The sequence below is a fragment of the Bacillus sp. ISL-7 genome, assembly GCF_018613065.1.
This window is the reverse complement of the sequence record NZ_JAGGQW010000034.1, coordinates 155,136-172,184: the sequence shown is the minus strand read 5'-3', so window position 1 is coordinate 172,184 and position 17,049 is coordinate 155,136. Positions and strand designations below refer to the sequence as shown.

14 protein-coding genes and 1 pseudogene are annotated in these 17,049 nt (G+C 38.1%); 1 reads left to right on the top strand and 14 read right to left on the bottom strand.

The window, feature by feature from the left end; all coding sequences use genetic code 11:
• Positions 1-6 precede the first annotated feature (6 nt).
• Positions 7-395: pseudogene (locus J7E66_RS12535) on the top strand (IS5/IS1182 family transposase); the annotation flags it as partial.
• Between the two features lie 356 nt (positions 396-751).
• Here J7E66_RS12535 and J7E66_RS12530 read toward each other — a convergent pair.
• From J7E66_RS12530 to dapA, 14 genes are all read right to left on the bottom strand, one after another.
• Positions 752-1,009 carry a DUF3243 domain-containing protein gene (locus J7E66_RS12530; RefSeq protein ID WP_215000413.1) on the bottom strand — a complete coding sequence of 86 codons (258 nt, stop codon included), beginning with the start codon at positions 1,007-1,009 and terminating at the stop codon, positions 752-754.
• A 78-nt stretch (positions 1,010-1,087) separates the two neighbouring features.
• Positions 1,088-1,807 (bottom strand): elongation factor P 5-aminopentanone reductase, encoded by a 720-nt coding sequence (gene ymfI, locus J7E66_RS12525; RefSeq protein ID WP_215000411.1) that lies wholly within the window; start codon positions 1,805-1,807, stop codon positions 1,088-1,090.
• A 71-nt stretch (positions 1,808-1,878) separates the two neighbouring features.
• Positions 1,879-3,171: an EF-P 5-aminopentanol modification-associated protein YfmH gene (gene yfmH / locus J7E66_RS12520; RefSeq protein WP_215000410.1), complete on the bottom strand. Its 1,293-nt coding sequence runs from the start codon at positions 3,169-3,171 to the stop codon at positions 1,879-1,881.
• Positions 3,172-4,452 (bottom strand): EF-P 5-aminopentanol modification-associated protein YfmF, encoded by a 1,281-nt coding sequence (yfmF, locus tag J7E66_RS12515; protein ID WP_215000408.1) that lies wholly within the window; start codon positions 4,450-4,452, stop codon positions 3,172-3,174.
• 193 nt (positions 4,453-4,645) lie between these two features.
• Complete coding sequence (locus tag J7E66_RS12510; RefSeq protein WP_088086413.1) at positions 4,646-5,605, bottom strand: ABC transporter permease; 960 nt, start codon at positions 5,603-5,605, stop codon at positions 4,646-4,648.
• 1 nt (position 5,606) lies between these two features.
• The gene (locus J7E66_RS12505) at positions 5,607-6,653 is read right to left on the bottom strand and encodes an ABC transporter permease (protein WP_215000407.1); all 1,047 of its coding nucleotides are present in this window, start codon (positions 6,651-6,653) and stop codon (positions 5,607-5,609) included.
• Positions 6,646-8,181, bottom strand: coding sequence for an ABC transporter ATP-binding protein (locus J7E66_RS12500; protein WP_215000405.1), 1,536 nt, complete (start codon positions 8,179-8,181; stop codon positions 6,646-6,648). The genes J7E66_RS12505 and J7E66_RS12500 overlap by 8 nt, the downstream gene beginning before the upstream one ends.
• Positions 8,182-8,387: 206 nt before the next feature.
• Complete coding sequence (locus tag J7E66_RS12495; RefSeq protein WP_215000403.1) at positions 8,388-9,470, bottom strand: BMP family lipoprotein; 1,083 nt, start codon at positions 9,468-9,470, stop codon at positions 8,388-8,390.
• Positions 9,471-9,555: 85 nt separating this feature from the next.
• Positions 9,556-10,281 (bottom strand): GntR family transcriptional regulator, encoded by a 726-nt coding sequence (locus tag J7E66_RS12490; RefSeq protein ID WP_214714505.1) that lies wholly within the window; start codon positions 10,279-10,281, stop codon positions 9,556-9,558.
• A gap of 409 nt (positions 10,282-10,690) precedes the next feature.
• Entirely contained in the window at positions 10,691-13,039 is a 2,349-nt protein-coding gene (locus tag J7E66_RS12485; RefSeq protein ID WP_215000401.1) for a DNA translocase FtsK, read from the bottom strand.
• A 133-nt stretch (positions 13,040-13,172) separates the two neighbouring features.
• Positions 13,173-13,412: a YlzJ-like family protein gene (locus J7E66_RS12480; RefSeq protein WP_215000399.1), complete on the bottom strand. Its 240-nt coding sequence runs from the start codon at positions 13,410-13,412 to the stop codon at positions 13,173-13,175.
• Positions 13,409-14,164, bottom strand: a complete 756-nt coding sequence (locus tag J7E66_RS12475) for a ClpP family protease (RefSeq protein WP_215000397.1) — start codon at positions 14,162-14,164, stop codon at positions 13,409-13,411. Before J7E66_RS12475 ends, J7E66_RS12480 begins: the two co-directional genes overlap by 4 nt.
• Before the next feature lie 137 nt (positions 14,165-14,301).
• Positions 14,302-15,969, bottom strand: coding sequence for a ribonuclease J (locus tag J7E66_RS12470; RefSeq protein ID WP_215000396.1), 1,668 nt, complete (start codon positions 15,967-15,969; stop codon positions 14,302-14,304).
• 192 nt (positions 15,970-16,161) lie between these two features.
• On the bottom strand, positions 16,162-17,034 hold the full coding sequence (gene dapA / locus J7E66_RS12465) for a 4-hydroxy-tetrahydrodipicolinate synthase (RefSeq protein WP_215000394.1): 873 nt from the start codon (positions 17,032-17,034) through the stop codon (positions 16,162-16,164).
• Between the last annotated feature and the right edge of the window lie 15 nt (positions 17,035-17,049).

Genomic DNA, 17,049 nt, shown 5'->3' with positions numbered 1-17,049 from the left:
TTTGCGCTCCAGGCAATGAATCACAAAATGGTAGGTGGTCGTGTCTTATTTTCGGATTCTACTCATTTAAAGGCTAACGCTAATAAACATAAATTCACAAAACAAGAAATTGAAGTAGAGACTCGTGAATATTTTGATGAATTGAATAAAGCCGTAGAAGAGGACAGATTAGCTCACGGAAAAAAGCAGTTAAAGGAAAGGGAAGAAGTGAAGGAAACTAAAGAAATTCGGGTTAGTACCACTGATCCTGAATGTGGATTTATGTCTCGTGAAAATAAGCAGGAAATGTTTGTTATCTCGATCACCGGACTACTGATATGAAATTTAACATTATTACCGAGGTATATGTTACTCCTGGAAATGTTCATGATTCTGTTCCTTACCTAAGCCGGTTACGGGGATTGAAGAAAGCAACGAACAGGCTGTCCTTACGGCAGCCTGCCAAAATATGAAAAAGATTGCAACACAATTAGCAAGGCTAGAAAAAGTGTGTTGCAATTCTTTAGGTTGATTACCTCCCTGTTGCTTTCTGCGGAAGGGACGCAGACTCCTGCGGGAGGACGGGGCTGGGGAGACCCCGCAGGCACTAGCGCCGAGGAGGCTCCCCGGACCGCCCGCGGAAAGCGAAGTGCCTGGAGCTGAAATCAACAGACCCATTAGCAGGTACAATGAATAATTAAATGCTGAGAATAAAAAATTGCCGAGAAAAATACCCTTTCTCGACAATCTGAGAGGAGAAACCTCCTCTCTTTTAGCGGGCGCCATTATTTTGAATCAATTTAACCATGATATTTGCAATAGCTTGTTGTTCTTCTTTATCAGCAACAGACCAAAGATCAGAAAGAATTCTTTCTTGTTCGTTTTTTGGCTCTACTTGGCTTGATAAATAATCACCAATTTGAAAGGCAAGATTATTAATTGCTCCCTCACTCATACCTTCATTTTGTGCATGGTGAAGACGATCAGCAAGAAAGTCCTCCCACTGTTTCCAGTTATCTAAAACAGACATTGTTTTCCCTCCTTTAAATTAGTACAAGTTTATTTTGCGATGAAGTGAAAGGAACTATACATGAATAACTTGTGAATTTTATGTATACCAGCCACCATTTAACGCAAGGACTTGGCCTGTCATATAGGAAGATTCATCTGAGAGCAAAAAAGCGACACTCCTTGCTATTTCTTCGGGCTGACCAAGTCTTCCCATAGGTATCTCATAAGAAATCTGATCCACCTCTTCTTGTGAAAAACTTTCCATCATTGGTGTCTCGATCGCACCAGGGGCGATCGCATTAACGCGAATGCCATTCATTGCTAATTCTTTACTTAATGCCTTTACAAAGGCAATTTGTGCACCCTTTGCGGTAGAATAGGCCACTTCACAGGCCGCACCTGTTTGACCCCAAATGGATGTAATCACGACAATGTTCCCTTTCCCTTTAACAAGTAAATTCGGCAGGAGCTCTTTGGTCAGCATTAATGGATTTAGTACGTGAACATTCATTAATGCCTCTGCTTCAGACTGTTGCAAATCAATAAGAAGTCCATATTGACTGATTCCACCGCAATGGATGATGGCGTCTAGCGAAAAAACCTCAGAGTAGACTTTCTTATATCCATTAGGACCGCCAAAGTCTGCTTGGATAGGAATATACTCTCCACCGTATGGCTGCAGTTTTTCGATTAGGTCTCGAATCGATTGTTCATTTTTATTATAATGCAGATACAAATGATAGCCTTTTTCAGCGAGTTTAAGCGCAATGGCTTGTCCTATTCCACCACTTGCCCCAGTGATCAGTGCATATTTCATTTCTTCACTCTCTCTCTAATAAAAAAACTTTTATACGAAGAAAAAGCGCCGTGTTACGACGCCTCACTTTTCTATTTTTTCTTTGGAACTACTTGGCAAACTGAAAAGCGTTCTTCCGAGATCACCTGAGATGCTAGTGATTGCACATCGTTTAAGGTGATTTTTTCAAGTGTTGGAACAACATCAAAAAGATTCATATCATTAAATGCATAGCGAGTAAATTGATTTGCGATATATTCAGGTGAATTGATCGCTCGTAGAAATGCACCTATCTTCTTTCTTTTCGCTCTTTCCAATTGCTCTTCATCAAAGATCATTTGGCTTTTAGCCTTCAAAAGCATTTTTTCTAGTGTTTCAGCCAGCTTATCAGGTTCACCTGTATCCCCGCCAATCATCGCAAACCCAAAGCCTTGTTCCTGCGTGTAATCAAAGGAAAAGGTTTCATCAATTAAACCTTCATTATACAACTGATTATAATTTTCTGAGCTTTTTCCAAACAATAGATCCAGTAAAACATTCATTGTTAATTCATTTTTAAGCAATTCATCGCCTGTTTGGTCGATATGAAGTGCTTTAATACCTAGTAAGCATTTTGACGTTTGAACATTCATTTCAAGTACTTGTTTCTTTTCGGCTGCTTGTGGTGGTTCTGTTTCAAATTTCCGCTTGATTTCAGGCATATCCTTGTATTCTTTTTTTGCTTGATTTTCTTTCACTTGGTTCATGAAACTGTTGGGGTCCACTGGGCCAACAATAAATAACAGCATGTTGCTCGGGTGATAGAAGGTGTTATAGCATTCATATAGCCAATCTTTTGTAATATGTGAAATAGACTCAATTGTACCTGCTATATCAATCTTAACTGGATGATTCTGATATAGATTTTGGATTAATCCAAAGTATAAGCGCCAATCTGCATTATCATCATACATTGTGATTTCTTGCCCAATAATCCCTTTTTCTTTTTCGACCGTTTTTTCTGAAAAATAAGGATCCTGAACAAAATCAACGAGTGTTTCAAGGTTCTTTTCAACTTCAGAGGTGCTTGAAAATAAATAAGCAGTCCGTGTAAAGGAGGTAAAAGCATTTGCGGATGCCCCTTGACGGCTAAATTGCTGGAAAACATCACCGTCTTCCTTTTCAAAAAGCTTATGTTCTAAAAAGTGAGCTATGCCGTCTGGTACTTTAACATACTCCTCTTTTCCTAATGGAACAAATGTATTATCAACAGAACCATATTTCGTCGTAAAGGTAGCAAAGGTTTTATTAAAACCCTTTTTAGGCAAGATATATACATTTAGTCCATTGGCTAGTTTTTCATGATAAAGCTCTTCCTGAAGCTGGTCAAAAGTTATTTTCTCCATCTATTTGCCCGCCTCCGTTCCAGTTAAGAAGTATATGGTATCAATTACGATTTTTTTTGCAACTTCTACAATTTCTTCTTTCGTTACTTTTTGCATTTCTTGCAGCCATGTATCCAAATTAATATTTGCATCGGCCACGACGTTATGATATAGAATTTCCGTAAGTCCTCTTGATGTGTCTATCGTCTCAAGAATTTGATTTTGAATCACTGCCTTGGTTTGTACGAGTTCTTGGTCTGTGAAATCACCATTTTTCATTGCCTCTAATTGATCATGAATAATTCCAACTGCCTGGTCATAATTCTTTAAATCAATGCCTGACATAACCATCATCAAGCCTTTGTGACTTTCAAGACGGCTCGCCGCATAATAAGCAAGGCTTGCTTTTTCCCGTACATTAATAAATAATTTGGAATGCGAAAACCCCCCAAAAATTCCGTTAAACACCTGCAAGGCAAAATATTCTGGGTCTCCATAGACGATATTTGTCCGATAACCAATATTTAATTTACCTTGTTTTACATCTTGTTCTTCTTTTATTTCCTGTACCTGACTTTTTCGGTTTATTTCCTGTGGTACTAACTTTTTCGGTTTTCTGCCCTCAAAATGTAAAAGTTCAGCAGCATAATTCTTTACCTCTTCTTCGTTTACATCCCCGATGATATATAAATCCATTTCATCATTTAAAAAAGCGTTTTTGTAATATTCATATAGATTCTCAGGTGTAATGGCTTCTACATCTGCCGCATCTCCATTAACCTCTAAGGCATAAGGTTCACCTTTACACATTTCTTGTATTAGTCGGACATTCGAGTAGCGCATTTTATCGTCAAAAACTGATTGGATCCTTTGTTTTTGTGTCCGCTTCTCTTTTTCTACAGTATCATGGTCAAATGCATTACCCTGAATATTTGGATTGGTTAATATTTCGGCTAACAATTCAAACCCTTTTTTTAATAATGGGCTAGGATCATTTAAGAATTTTTCATTGGCAATTTCGATGGAGAAACTCATTATATGGTTTTCACCTTTTTTCGAGAGGTCTACAAAAAAGGTGGCACCATATAACTCATCGAGATACGACCGAAGTGCCGTGGTTGTAGGATACTTTTTAGTGCTGCTTTGCAATACTTGAGGAAGAAGAGCGCGTTTGGTGACATCCTCCTTTGTTAATGGTGCTTTCATCTTCCAAATCAATGTATTCGTTTTATATTTTTCTGTTGGTATAAAGTGTAGTTTATACCCATTAAGTTGTGTTATTTTTTCTGTAGCAGTGGCCATTTACATTCCTCCTTAACTGTTCAAAGATCATACTTAACAATATGTAAACATTTTTCTTTATATCTTTTCCTTTGTAATAAAACCTATACTACTTATTACTATAATTTGACATGCTTGGTCATTACAAGCAAATACTCTTTGTTTCAAAAAAAAGAACCTCTGAAAGAAAATCAGGGGTTCTTTTTTCAACCTATTATCGATTACCTTTGATGTAGTGGGTTCCACTAGCTTTTGGTGCATCGGCACGACCGATAAATCCAGTTAAAGCTAATATGGTTAACACATATGGAGCAATTAACAAGTATACATTTGGAATTTCCTTTAAGAAAGGTAAACTTGATCCTATGATACTGATACTTTGCGCGAAACCGAAGAAGATTGCAGCACCTAATGCACCAAGTGGATGCCATTTACCGAAAATCATTGCGGCTAACGCCATGAAACCTTGACCACTGATTGTCGAGTGGCTGAAGTTAGACGTAATAGATTGTGCATAAACTCCACCACCGAGACCACCAAGAGCTCCGGAAAGGATGACACCCAAATAACGCATTTTGGTGACATTTATACCCATTGTGTCTGCCGCCATCGGATGTTCACCGACTGAGCGAAGGCGGAGACCAAATGGTGTTTTGGTAACAATAAACCATACTAAAATGGCAACCAAAATTGCTAGAAACGATGTCCAATACGTATTTTGGAAGAAGATTTTACCGATTACAGGAATATCCTTTAAAACAGGAATATCAATTTTGCTAAACCCCTTACTGATAATTCCAGTTTCACCTTTATCATAAATGAGCTTTACAAGAAAAAGGGTAAGTCCTGTTGCGAGTAAGTTTATTGCCACACCGGAAACCGTATGGTCCGCCCGGAAGGTAATTGCCGCAACCGCGTGTAATAAGGAAAAGATTGCTCCTGCAGCCATTGCTATTAATAATGCTATCCAAGGTGTAGCACTGCCAAATGTATCAAATGTAGTTAAGTTAAATACGATCGCCGAAAATGCCCCAATTACCATTAAACCTTCAAGTCCAATATTAACTACCCCAGAACGCTCCGAGAAAATACCGCCTAATGCAGTGAAGACAAGAGGAGCAGCCCATAATAAAGTGGATGGAATAAGAATGATTAAAATATCCATTAAACTCAACTTACTTCACCTCCTTCTTACTGAATCGGTCAAGAAATACTCTTATTATATAGCTTGATGCAACAAAGAATACGATTAACGCAATAATGATATCAACTAATTCATTTGGTACTCCAGCTTCAAGCGGCATGTTTAGTGCTCCTACTTTTAGAACACCAAATAGTATCGCTGAGAAAAATACACCTAGAGCAGTATTACCACCTAGTAATGCAACAGCAATTCCGTCGAAACCAACGCCTGAGAATCCACCCTTTACAGCGTCATATTCGAATGTTCCTAGTCCTTCCATAGCACCAGCTAATCCAGCAAAGGCTCCGGAAATAACCATTGAAAGGATAATATTTCTATTAACATTCATGCCCGCATATTGTGCGGCATGTTGATTAAAACCTACTGACCTTAATTCAAACCCTCTTGTTGTTCTTTCTAATAAGAACCACATTATAAAACAAGATATAATAGCAAGAATAATACCCCAGTGAAGTCTTGAATAGTCAGTTAGACTTTCCAACCAGCCAGATCGTAATGTTGCTGATTTATGAATAGGACCTGAATTGTCCCCATGATTTGTGATTACATTACGAATAAGATAATTCGATACATGTAAGGCTATATAGTTCATCATAATGGTTACAATTACTTCATGCACACGAAAACGTGCTTTTAATAGACCAGGAATAAATGCCCAAAGCGCACCTGCAACTATGGACGCTAAGATAGCAAGTGGTAAATGAATAATACGCGGCAGGTCAAAAGCTACCCCTACCCAAACCGCTGCAAGCCATCCTACTAAGAATTGCCCCTCAACCCCGATATTAAATAAGCCCACTCGGAAAGCAAAAGCAACAGCTAATCCGGCTAAAATATATGGGGTAAACTGTCTTACTACTTCCCCGATATAATAGATATCTCCAAATGCGCCATTCCATAGTGCAGTAAAGGCCGCAATTGGATTGTACCCACTAAATAACATGATAATTGTTCCAACAATGATGCCTAATAAAACAGCAATAATTGGTGTTAAAATACTTTTAAACCGTTTAGACATGGTTTTGTTCACCCGCTTCCTTTCTATTCGATCCAGCCATCAACAATCCAAGTTCCTGCTCAGTCGTTTCCTTTGGATTAACAACAGCCACGATTTTCCCCTCATAAATAACCGCAATACGGTCACTAACATTCATAATTTCATCCAATTCAAAGGATACAAGCAAGACACCTTTCCCATTATCGCGCTGCTCGATTAAGCGCTTATGAATGAATTCAATTGCCCCAACATCCAATCCGCGAGTTGGCTGTGCCGCAATGAGTAGGTCAGGGTTACGGTCTATTTCACGTCCAATAATCGCCTTTTGTTGATTACCACCAGAAAGGGCACGTGCCAATGTGTATTCACTTGGTGTACGAACATCAAACTCACTTATTAGCGATTTAGCCTTTTTATAGATTTCACTAAAGTTTAAGATTCCGTTCTTTGAGAATGGCTTTTTATTATACGTTTGTAAAACCATGTTCTCTCCAATTGGGAAATTCAATACTAACCCGTGCTTGTGGCGATCCTGAGGAATATGGCCTACGCCCGATTCAGTAATTTGCCTTGGAGTATGATTGATCAATTCTTTGCCGTTTAATTTTACACTGCCCGTTTCAGCTTTACGTAATCCTGTAATTGCTTCAATAAATTCAGATTGTCCATTTCCATCAACTCCAGCGATTCCGACAATCTCCCCAGCACGGATAGAAAGATTAAGACCATTAACAACCATAACACCACGAGGGTCTTTAACAACTAAATCCTTGATTTCAAGTATTTCTTGTTTTGGGGTTGCTTCCTTTTTATCCGTTTTAAAGACAACCTCACGTCCAACCATTAGGCTCGCAAGTTCATTAGGGTTTGTTTCGCTTACGGTTACAGTTCCAATCCCCTTACCTTTACGAATGACGGTACAACGGTCTGAAACTTCCATAATCTCTTTAAGTTTATGGGTTATGAGAATAATAGATTTTCCTTCTTTAATAAGCGTTTTCATAATTTGGATTAATTCTTTAATCTCTTGTGGTGTTAATACGGCTGTAGGTTCATCAAAAATAAGAATTTCTGCCCCACGATAGAGTGTTTTTAAGATTTCAACCCGTTGCTGCATCCCCACTGAAATATCGGATATTTTTGCTTGCGGGTCAACCGCTAGACCATAGCGCTCTGAAATTTCACGAACTTGTTGTTCAGCCTTTTTTAAATCAATTCGACCAGCTGAGGTTATTTCTCTACCAAGGATAATATTTTCAGTGACAGTGAAGGTATCGACCAACATAAAGTGCTGATGGACCATTCCAATTCCAAGATCATTAGCGATATTAGGGTTTGCAATGTTAACCGGTTTCCCTTTAACACGGATTTCACCTTGTTCTGGCTGATATAAACCAAATAGAACATTCATCAAGGTTGATTTTCCTGCACCATTTTCTCCAAGCAAGGCATGGATTTCACCCTTTTTTAATTGAAGGGTTATGTTATCATTCGCAACGAAGCCATTAAACTCTTTACGGATGTTTAGCATTTCAATTACATATTCCATCTTTTCTCACTCCCTGTGATAAGGTAAAAGGAAAAATTGACCAACAGTAGTAAGAGGTCAGACCTTTCCGAATTTTAAAAAAACAGGGAATTCCTCCCCACTAAAATCTTAAATGAAAAGTAGAATATTTATTCTACTCTTCAGTTAGGATTCCTTAGAAAGGAAAAAGCGAGCACTAGTTATATCCCGCTTATTCCTCACAAAAATTATTTTACACTAAAAGTCTTTAATTCAGCACGAGTTCCTGGAACCTTTACTGCACCTGATTTAATCTTTTCAACCCATTCTTTAACTGCAGCTTCAATCGCATCTTTTTTATCTGCTTTTGCGTTGATTGGCGCTAAGCCCACTCCATCTTCAGCTAAACCGTATAATGCAACTTTTCCACCAGGGAAATTGCCATCCATTGCTTTTTTAGATAAATCCTGAACCGCTACGTCAACACGTTTTAGTGCAGATGTAAGAACAATATCTGGACCCATGTCGTTTTGGTCACGGTCTACACCGATAGCCCAAATTTCTTTACTAGGATCTTTTGCTTTTCTGTCAGTTGCTTCTTTGAATAGACCGTTCCCAGTACCACCAGCAGCATGGAACACTACGTCCGCACCTGAAGAATACATTTTAGATGAGATATTTTGACCTAATTCTGCTTTATCAAATGCACCTGCATACTGAACATCCACTTTCACTTCAGGTTTTGCAGCTTTAACGCCTGCTAAGAAGCCAGCTTCGAAACGTTCGATAACTGGGATTTCCATCCCACCGATGAATCCAATATGGTTAGATTTTGTTTGAAGGGCAGCTGCTACACCAGCAAGGAATGCTGCTTCTTGCTCTTTGAAAAGAACACTTGCAACGTTTGGTTGTTTAACTTCAGCATCAATAATTGCAAAGTGTGAATCTTTTTGTTGTTTCGCAATTTCTTCTACAGCAGCTTGCATTAAGAAACCAATTCCGTAAACTAAATCAAAATCTTGACGTGCAAGAGTATTTAAGTTAGTAGAATAATCAGCATCAGATTTTGATTGAAGGTAATCATATCCACCTTTACCTTTTGTTAAGCCATTGTCTTTACCGAACTTTTGAAGACCTTCCCATGCAGATTGGTTGAATGATTTGTCATCAACACCACCAACATCAGTTACCATTCCTACAGAGAATTTATTTGCCTTTTCTCCACCTGTAGCTGGTTCTTTACTTTTATCATCACTTTTTCCACATGCCCCTAAAAGTGTACCAGCAGCTAGAACTAGTGATAAAGCCATTCCAATTTTCCGCTTCTTCATGGTATTGACCCCCTATGAATATTGTTTGATTTAATAAAAATGTTTTTATAGCAAGACTGGTTGCGTTTTCAAAAAGGATAAAAAATTAAACTCTTTTCCTTAAAACATGAAAACTAAACTTGTCCGCTTTAAAATAGTTTACCGAAAATAGGATTGGCTCATCCATTTCATCGAAATGCATTTGTTTTAAAACTAACAAAGCAGTTTCTGGTTCGCATTCTAGAATTGGGGAAATTTTTTCATGATAGCCAATTGGCTCGATTTGAGCAACCGCGTATGTAATCCTTCGGTTTGCCTTATCTTCCAAAATACTGAAGATAGATTCTTCTGTATGGGAAAATGTTTCTGGCAATATGCGTTCTGGTACCTTGTCGACACAGTAGACGACCGGTTCTCCATTTGCGGTTCTTACCCTCTCCATCACGAAAATCTCCTCACTTGTAGAACAAGAGAAACGACGAACATCCTCTTCGGTCGGACCTTGCGTTGATGAACTAAGGAAAATTGTTCCTGGTATCATTCCAGCTTGCTTTATCATAGCAGTGACACTATTAAGTTGTTCAATCCCTGAAGTAAACAATGGCTTAACATTAACAAAAGTTCCAACACCGTGGCGTCTAATGATAACGTTTTCTTCTTCAAGTATTCGCAATGCTTCACGAAGGGTGGCCCTGCTTACACCAAGCTGTTTAGCAAGATCAAACTCAGAAGGTAATTTTTCTTTTTCTTTATATACCCCATCAGCGATATCTTGCTTTAACCGATCGATTACTTGTAAGTATAAATGCCGGTTATCTGATTTTATAGACATGCTGTTTCCTCCAGCCTTATTCCTTAGACATCAGACATCTGATATCATTTCTACTAATCGAAATTATATTAACACTTTTTTTCGGATAAATAAATAGCTATTAAAAAATTTGTCGAAAAAGGCTACGAGGTAATGTCACAAATATAACTAGGATTTTTCACCCATTTTCTATTTAGAATCCCCGGGGATATATGCAGGTATTATATTTATTACGATGAGACTTTAGTATCTAGTTCTATATTGTTGTAACCTCCTACTATTTTATTATTTTTTTTGACTCATTATTCATAGTATGAAAAAAGCCTTTATTATGAGTTGTATTCTTCAACATAATAAAGGCTGTGAATAGAAGTTAATTAACCTGTTCCGGACTTTCAATTATACTTTTTTGTGCTAACTTCTTATTCAATTATGAACTTTGTTCTTCTTTATCTTTAGGTTTTGGCTGTAAAACAGCACGTGGCTTACTGCCCTCATATGGACCAACGATACCGCGTGCTTCCATTTCATCTATTAACCTTGCAGCTCTTGTATAGCCAATACGGAACCGTCTTTGTAGCATGGAAACAGATGCTGTTTGCATTTCAATAATTAACTCAACTGCATCATTATATATATCATCATCGACCGCACCTGTTACTTCAGGAATGTCATCTGGGATCATCTCATCTTGGTATTGTGCTTTCTGTTGGGAAATAACAAATTCAACAGTGTCCTCGACTTCTTGGTCTGAAAGAAACGCACCTTGAACACGAACTGGTTTGGATTCTCCAACCGGAAGGAACAACATATCCCCTCTTCCCAAAAGCTTTTCCGCACCACCCATATCTAAAATTGTTCTTGAATCGGTTGCACTTGACACTGCAAAGGCAATTCTGGAAGGAATATTCGCCTTTATTACCCCAGTAATTACATCTACGGATGGCCGCTGCGTGGCAATGATTAAATGAATTCCCGCTGCTCTCGCCATTTGAGCAAGGCGGGTAATCGAATCTTCTACATCCGAAGAGGCCACCATCATTAAATCAGCCAACTCATCAACAATTACCACAATAAAGGGCAATAATGGCTGTTTATCATTTTCTTCTAAATTATGCTTTCTTACGTGGTCATTATAGCCCTCAATATTTCGTGTACCCGTGTAGGAAAACAATTCGTACCGTCTTTCCATTTCATTTACCACTTTTTTCAAAGCTTGTGATGCTTTTTTTGCATCCGTTACAACAGGTGCTAACAAATGAGGAATTCCATTATAAACATTGAGTTCAACCATTTTCGGGTCAATCATCATTAGTTTCACTTCATGGGGCTTTGCTCGCATTAAAATACTCGTGATAATGCCATTTATACAAACACTTTTTCCGCTTCCAGTTGCACCTGCAACAAGTAAATGGGGCATTTTATTTAATTCAGCTAAAACAGCTTCACCTGTAATGTCCCGGCCTAAGCCAATTAAAAGCTTGGAGTCAGGCTTGTCATTTTGTGTTGCTTCTAATACCTCGCGAAGCGAAACTACAGCGACCTCAGAGTTAGGAACTTCAATACCAATGGCGGATTTACCAGGAATCGGCGCTTCAATTCTTATCCCCTTAGCAGCTAGTGCTAAGGCTAAGTCATCACTTAAACTGACAATTTTACTTACCTTTACACCAACGTCAGGATGAACTTCATATTTTGTTACAGCTGGTCCTAAATGGACCTGTGTTACTCGTGCTTTCACGCCAAAGCTTTGAAATGTCCTCTCTAGCTTTGCCGCATTTGCATGAATTTGTTCATATTCTCCACTCTGATCTGTTTTCTTTGGCAAATTGAGCAATCGAAGTGGTGGCAGCTCATAGGCAATATTCTCTACTTCCGTAAAGGTGATTGGTGGGATACTATCCTCATTTTCTTCAGAAGTTCCTTTTCCATCCTTTGTATCTTCTCGGTGATTCTTATCCTTGGCCTCTTCTTCCACATATGCCTTATCGGCAAAACTTGATATAATTGGCTCAGATGGTCTAATTTCCTCTTGGAGTGGTTGAGTTTCTGCAGTTAAGATAGGCTGATTTTGTTCACGATTTTCCTGCTCTTTTCTTTTTTGTGTAATTCTTTCTGCTTTTCGCTCTCGTTGTTTTTGTTTCCAATCTGTCATATCCGTTTTAAAGGCATCCCATTGACTTTTTGAAAAATCAACCATCACAATCATGATTTTCCCGATGAAATCTCCAAATGATTTACCGGTAAGTAAGATAATTCCAATTAAAATGAAAATAAATGCAATAATTTTCGTACCTGTTTCAGCGAATAAATAATGGAATAAGGCAAATAAAACTGCCCCAAGCATTCCCCCACCAAGATCGGTGGTGCTTGTTTCACCTCTAAGTTCCATCATAAACAATTCCCATGTATTGCTGATTACACTAGGATCTTTAAATTTCCCATCATTTGTTAGCAAATGAAATAGGGTGACATGGCTTAAAAGCAGAATAGCAGAAGTAATAAAATAACTTCCAACCAATTTAATATGGAAGAAAAAAGGAATAGTCCGTTTCCACATTAAATAAACGCTTAACACAACAAGCCCAATTAAACTGAGCATATACCATTCTCCCATCCAAAAACGGAAGAAGATAACGGTTGCCTTCCCAACTGCACCAAGCTTAGCTATTGATATGATCGCAATAGCTAAAAGAGCCAGTGCGGATAATTCAAATTGAACGGTCTTTTTCAAATGGTTATCTCTCTTTTTTGGTTGTCTTCTTTTTTTCTTTGCCATCTAATCACCTTGTTGTTTCATTATGGTATATTTAATCCTTTTTTATATTACATCCTTTAGTAAAAGGAGTTAAAAGGAAGAAAGCAGCCATTCAGGCTGCTCTTGTATCTTACCCTGATTATACCATAATCTACTATTGCAATGCGGACAATCCTTCCAGGCTCGCGAAAGAAATTTTTGCGCCAGGGCATATTTGATTATCCATATAATGCTGTGGATCCGTGCTCAGAATTCGGATAACTTGAACATTTTGCCCATCTAGAGACTCGACTAGGAGTGGAATTCCTTGATAGCTTGCCATTTGTTGATTGCTAGGTGAACTGGCCTCATATGGAAAAATGAGCTCTGGTGGCATCATCGTATAAAGAATCATTGAATCAACACTTCATTCTTTTCTTTATGAAGATCTATCAATTCATTTAACTTTTTCATTGCCTGCCCAAGACCGCCAACTTCATCGATAAGACCTGTTTTTACGGCATCAACACCAATGACATTTGTCCCTATATCTCTGGTTAAATTACCTTTAGCAAACATTAAATCTTTAAATGTTTCTTCAGTAATTTTGGAATGCTTTGTTACAAAATTGACAACCCGCTCTTGCATTTTATCTATATATTCAAAGGTTGCTGGAACGCCAATCACCAGGCCAGTTAATCGGATCGGATGGATCGTCATTGTTGCGGTTTCCGCAATAAAAGAGTAGTTACATGAAACAGCAATTGGGACCCCTATTGAATGCCCTCCTCCTAATACCATTGAAACGGTCGGCTTCGATAGGGTCGCTAGCATTTCGGATATTGCGAGACCCGCCTCGACATCGCCACCAACCGTATTTAAAATAATAAGGACCCCCTCAATTTTTGGATTTTGTTCTATTGCAACGAGTTGAGGTAATAAATGTTCATATTTTGTTGTTTTATTTTGTGGCGGCAGTGCTAGATGTCCTTCAACTTGACCAATAATGGTCAGACAATGAATTTTAGAATCAGTTGAAAGCTGTGGAACATTGGTTTGTCCTAGCTGCTGAATCTTTTCTATCAATGCAGAAGAAGGTTTTTCCTCTTTTTGAGGCTCCCCGCCTTCTTGGTTTTCATATTCATTTTTTTGTATGTCGTTATTCATCCTAATACTCCCTTCAAGCATGATATAGTTTAGTATTTACCTGTAGGAGGTAATTTCATGCTTAAAATAAAAAGCACTGGATCCCCAGTGCATTTTAATAAGAGTAATATTCCATTTTTGATATAGGTTTAGCTTTTTTAGATTTCCATAATTATTGGAAGAATCATTGGTCTTCTTTTTGTTTTTTCATATAAATTTCGGTTTAATTCTTCTCTAATATCCTGCTTTAAACTTGACCATTCAAAAGAATCTTTTGCAATATTTCTTTCTACAATGTCTCGAACTAGATTTGTTGAATCATCCATCAATTTCTCGGATTCACGAACATAAACAAAGCCTCTTGAGATAATCTCCGGTCCTGCAGCTATTTTCCGATCTTGTTTTGTTAAGGTCACTACCACAATAAGAATTCCATCCTGCGATAAAAGTCTTCGGTCGCGAAGGACTATATTTCCAACATCACCAACACCAATTCCATCAATTAGTATATTCCCAGATGGAACCTTTCCAGCAAGGGCAAGCTTCCCTTCTTTCATTTCAAGGATATCACCACGGTCTGGAATTAAGATTTGTTCATCGGTAAGTCCACATTCCATAGCCAATTTTCGGTGAGCCTTTAGCATCCGGTATTCACCGTGAACAGGTATTAAATATTTCGGCTTCATCAAGTTAATCATAAATTTTAATTCTTCTTGGCTTCCATGACTTGATACATGGATGGTTCTTTTACCTGATATAACATTTGCCCCGGCTCTAAAGAGCATATCAACAGTCTTGAATAAAAATACTTCACTACCCCTAAGAGGTGAAGCAGCGATTAAAACGGTATCTCCCTTTTGAATATTAACCACTTTATCAATTTGCTTTGCCATTTTCTGCAATGCCTCTATAGGTTCACCCTGACTTCCAGTCATTAATACAACTATTTCTCGGTCTTGATAATTTTTTATCTCACTAATAGGAATGATTAAATCCTCTGCTACTTCTAAATATCCTAAATCAAGGGCAATATGATAAATTCTTTCAAGACTTTTCCCTACCACTGCGACTTTTCGTCCATTCTCATTTGCTGCATTAAAAATATGCTGGATTCTATTTATATCTGAAGCAAAACAAGCAGCAATAATCCTCCCCGGTGCATTATAGAAAGCATTTGACATTTCACGCTCAACAATTGCTTCAGATGCGGTGTACCCCGGCTTTTCTGCTTCTGTACTATCAGACAACAAACATAATACCCCTTGTTCTCCGATGGATGCCATCTTCCCAATTTCTGGTTTATAAAGCTTTGTAGCCGCTTGATCAAATTTAAAATCACCAGTATAAACGATAATCCCTTCAGAGGTATGTATACAAACACCAACAGAATCAGGGATACTATGATTGGTTTTAAAGAAGCTTACATCAACAGCATCCAAGTTAATAATCGTATCCGAATCCACCTCAATAAAATTTGTTTTACCAAAATAATCTTGTTCTTTAAGTTTAGCATTTGCAAGGGCAAGTGTTAGCTTGGTTCCATAGACAGGGACATCTAATTGACGAAGTACATACGATAAAGCCCCTATATGATCTTCATGGCCATGAGTTAAGAAAATTGCTTTTACCCGGTCTTTATTTTCTTTTAAGTATGTAATATCCGGAATTACTATATCTATGCCAAGCATTTCTTCCTCGGGGAACATTAAGCCGGCATCTATGATAAATATGTCCTTGTCCACCTCAACAAGATACATATTCTTTCCGATTTCTCCTATACCACCAAGTGTAATTAACTTAATGGAATTATTTATTTTCTGTACCAAATTGTAAATCCTCCTAAGTTGAAACGAGTATACGCCGTTAACATGCGCTTCCGCTTTTTAATTTCCGATCGAGATCAGTTAGAGTTATTATACTAGATTTCTGAAAACCTTTCCAACATTTATAATAATTATGCTAATTCTAAACAAAAAATAAGCCAACCGAATGATCCTTCGATTGGCTTTAGGTAGTCATTATAACTTTTTTAATAAAGTAATTAACGCTCCACGTTCTTGTTCTGTTAGCCCTACGAGAGGAAGCCTTACTGATCCAACGTCTAATCCAGCTACCTGTAAGGCTGTTTTAACAGGTGCAGGACTAGGAGCAGTAAATAAACCTTGCATGAAAGGGAGGAGATGCTGATGCAACTTTGCAGCCTTTTCATTCTCACCATTAAAGAATGCCTTTACCATTTCTTGCAATTGATTTCCAATCACATGTGAAGCAACCGAAACAACACCTGCACCGCCAATGGAAAGAACAGGGATTGTCAGGCTATCGTCCCCACTATATAAAACAAAATCATCATCCGTATTGGCAATGATGTGTGTCATTGCATTTAAATCCCCGCTTGCCTCTTTGACTGCAACAATATTAGCTAATTTAGAAAGTCTAATGATCGTCTCGGGAAGGATGTTAACTGCAGACCGGCCAGGGATGTTGTAGACCATAACCGGCAGGGATGTAGCTTCTGCAACGGCTTTAAAATGCTGATATAGACCTTCCTGATTTGGTTTATTATAATAGGGTGCGACAACCATTATAGCATCCACGCCAAGTTGCTCAGCTTTTTTTGTCAATTCAACAGATGCATAAGTATTATTGCTTCCTGTTCCTGCTATTACGGGAATCCGCTTTTTTACCGTTTTTACAACATGATCAAATAATGCCAACTTTTCTTCCTTAGTTAACGTTGGGGATTCACCAGTGGTTCCAGCAACCACAAGTGACTCTGTTCCATTTTCTATTAAAAAATTCACTAATTGCGTGGTCTTGGCAAAATCAATATGTCCTTTTTTATCAAAAGGGGTAACCATTGCCGTCGATACTCGCCCAAAATGAACCATATTCTTACTCCTCTC

Coding starts and splice junctions, on each gene's coding strand:
- J7E66_RS12530 (WP_215000413.1), bottom strand. CDS start 1,009: ATGTCTGTTTTAGATAACTGGAAACAGTGGGAGGACTTTCTTGCTGAT.
- ymfI (WP_215000411.1), bottom strand. CDS start 1,807: ATGAAATATGCACTGATCACTGGGGCAAGTGGTGGAATAGGACAAGCC.
- yfmH (WP_215000410.1), bottom strand. CDS start 3,171: ATGGAGAAAATAACTTTTGACCAGCTTCAGGAAGAGCTTTATCATGAA.
- yfmF (WP_215000408.1), bottom strand. CDS start 4,452: ATGGCCACTGCTACAGAAAAAATAACACAACTTAATGGGTATAAACTA.
- J7E66_RS12505 (WP_215000407.1), bottom strand. CDS start 6,653: ATGTCTAAACGGTTTAAAAGTATTTTAACACCAATTATTGCTGTTTTA.
- J7E66_RS12500 (WP_215000405.1), bottom strand. CDS start 8,181: ATGGAATATGTAATTGAAATGCTAAACATCCGTAAAGAGTTTAATGGC.
- J7E66_RS12495 (WP_215000403.1), bottom strand. CDS start 9,470: ATGAAGAAGCGGAAAATTGGAATGGCTTTATCACTAGTTCTAGCTGCT.
- J7E66_RS12490 (WP_214714505.1), bottom strand. CDS start 10,281: ATGTCTATAAAATCAGATAACCGGCATTTATACTTACAAGTAATCGAT.
- J7E66_RS12485 (WP_215000401.1), bottom strand. CDS start 13,039: ATGGCAAAGAAAAAAAGAAGACAACCAAAAAAGAGAGATAACCATTTG.
- J7E66_RS12480 (WP_215000399.1), bottom strand. CDS start 13,412: ATGATTCTTTATACGATGATGCCACCAGAGCTCATTTTTCCATATGAG.
- J7E66_RS12475 (WP_215000397.1), bottom strand. CDS start 14,164: ATGAATAACGACATACAAAAAAATGAATATGAAAACCAAGAAGGCGGG.
- dapA (WP_215000394.1), bottom strand. CDS start 17,034: ATGGTTCATTTTGGGCGAGTATCGACGGCAATGGTTACCCCTTTTGAT.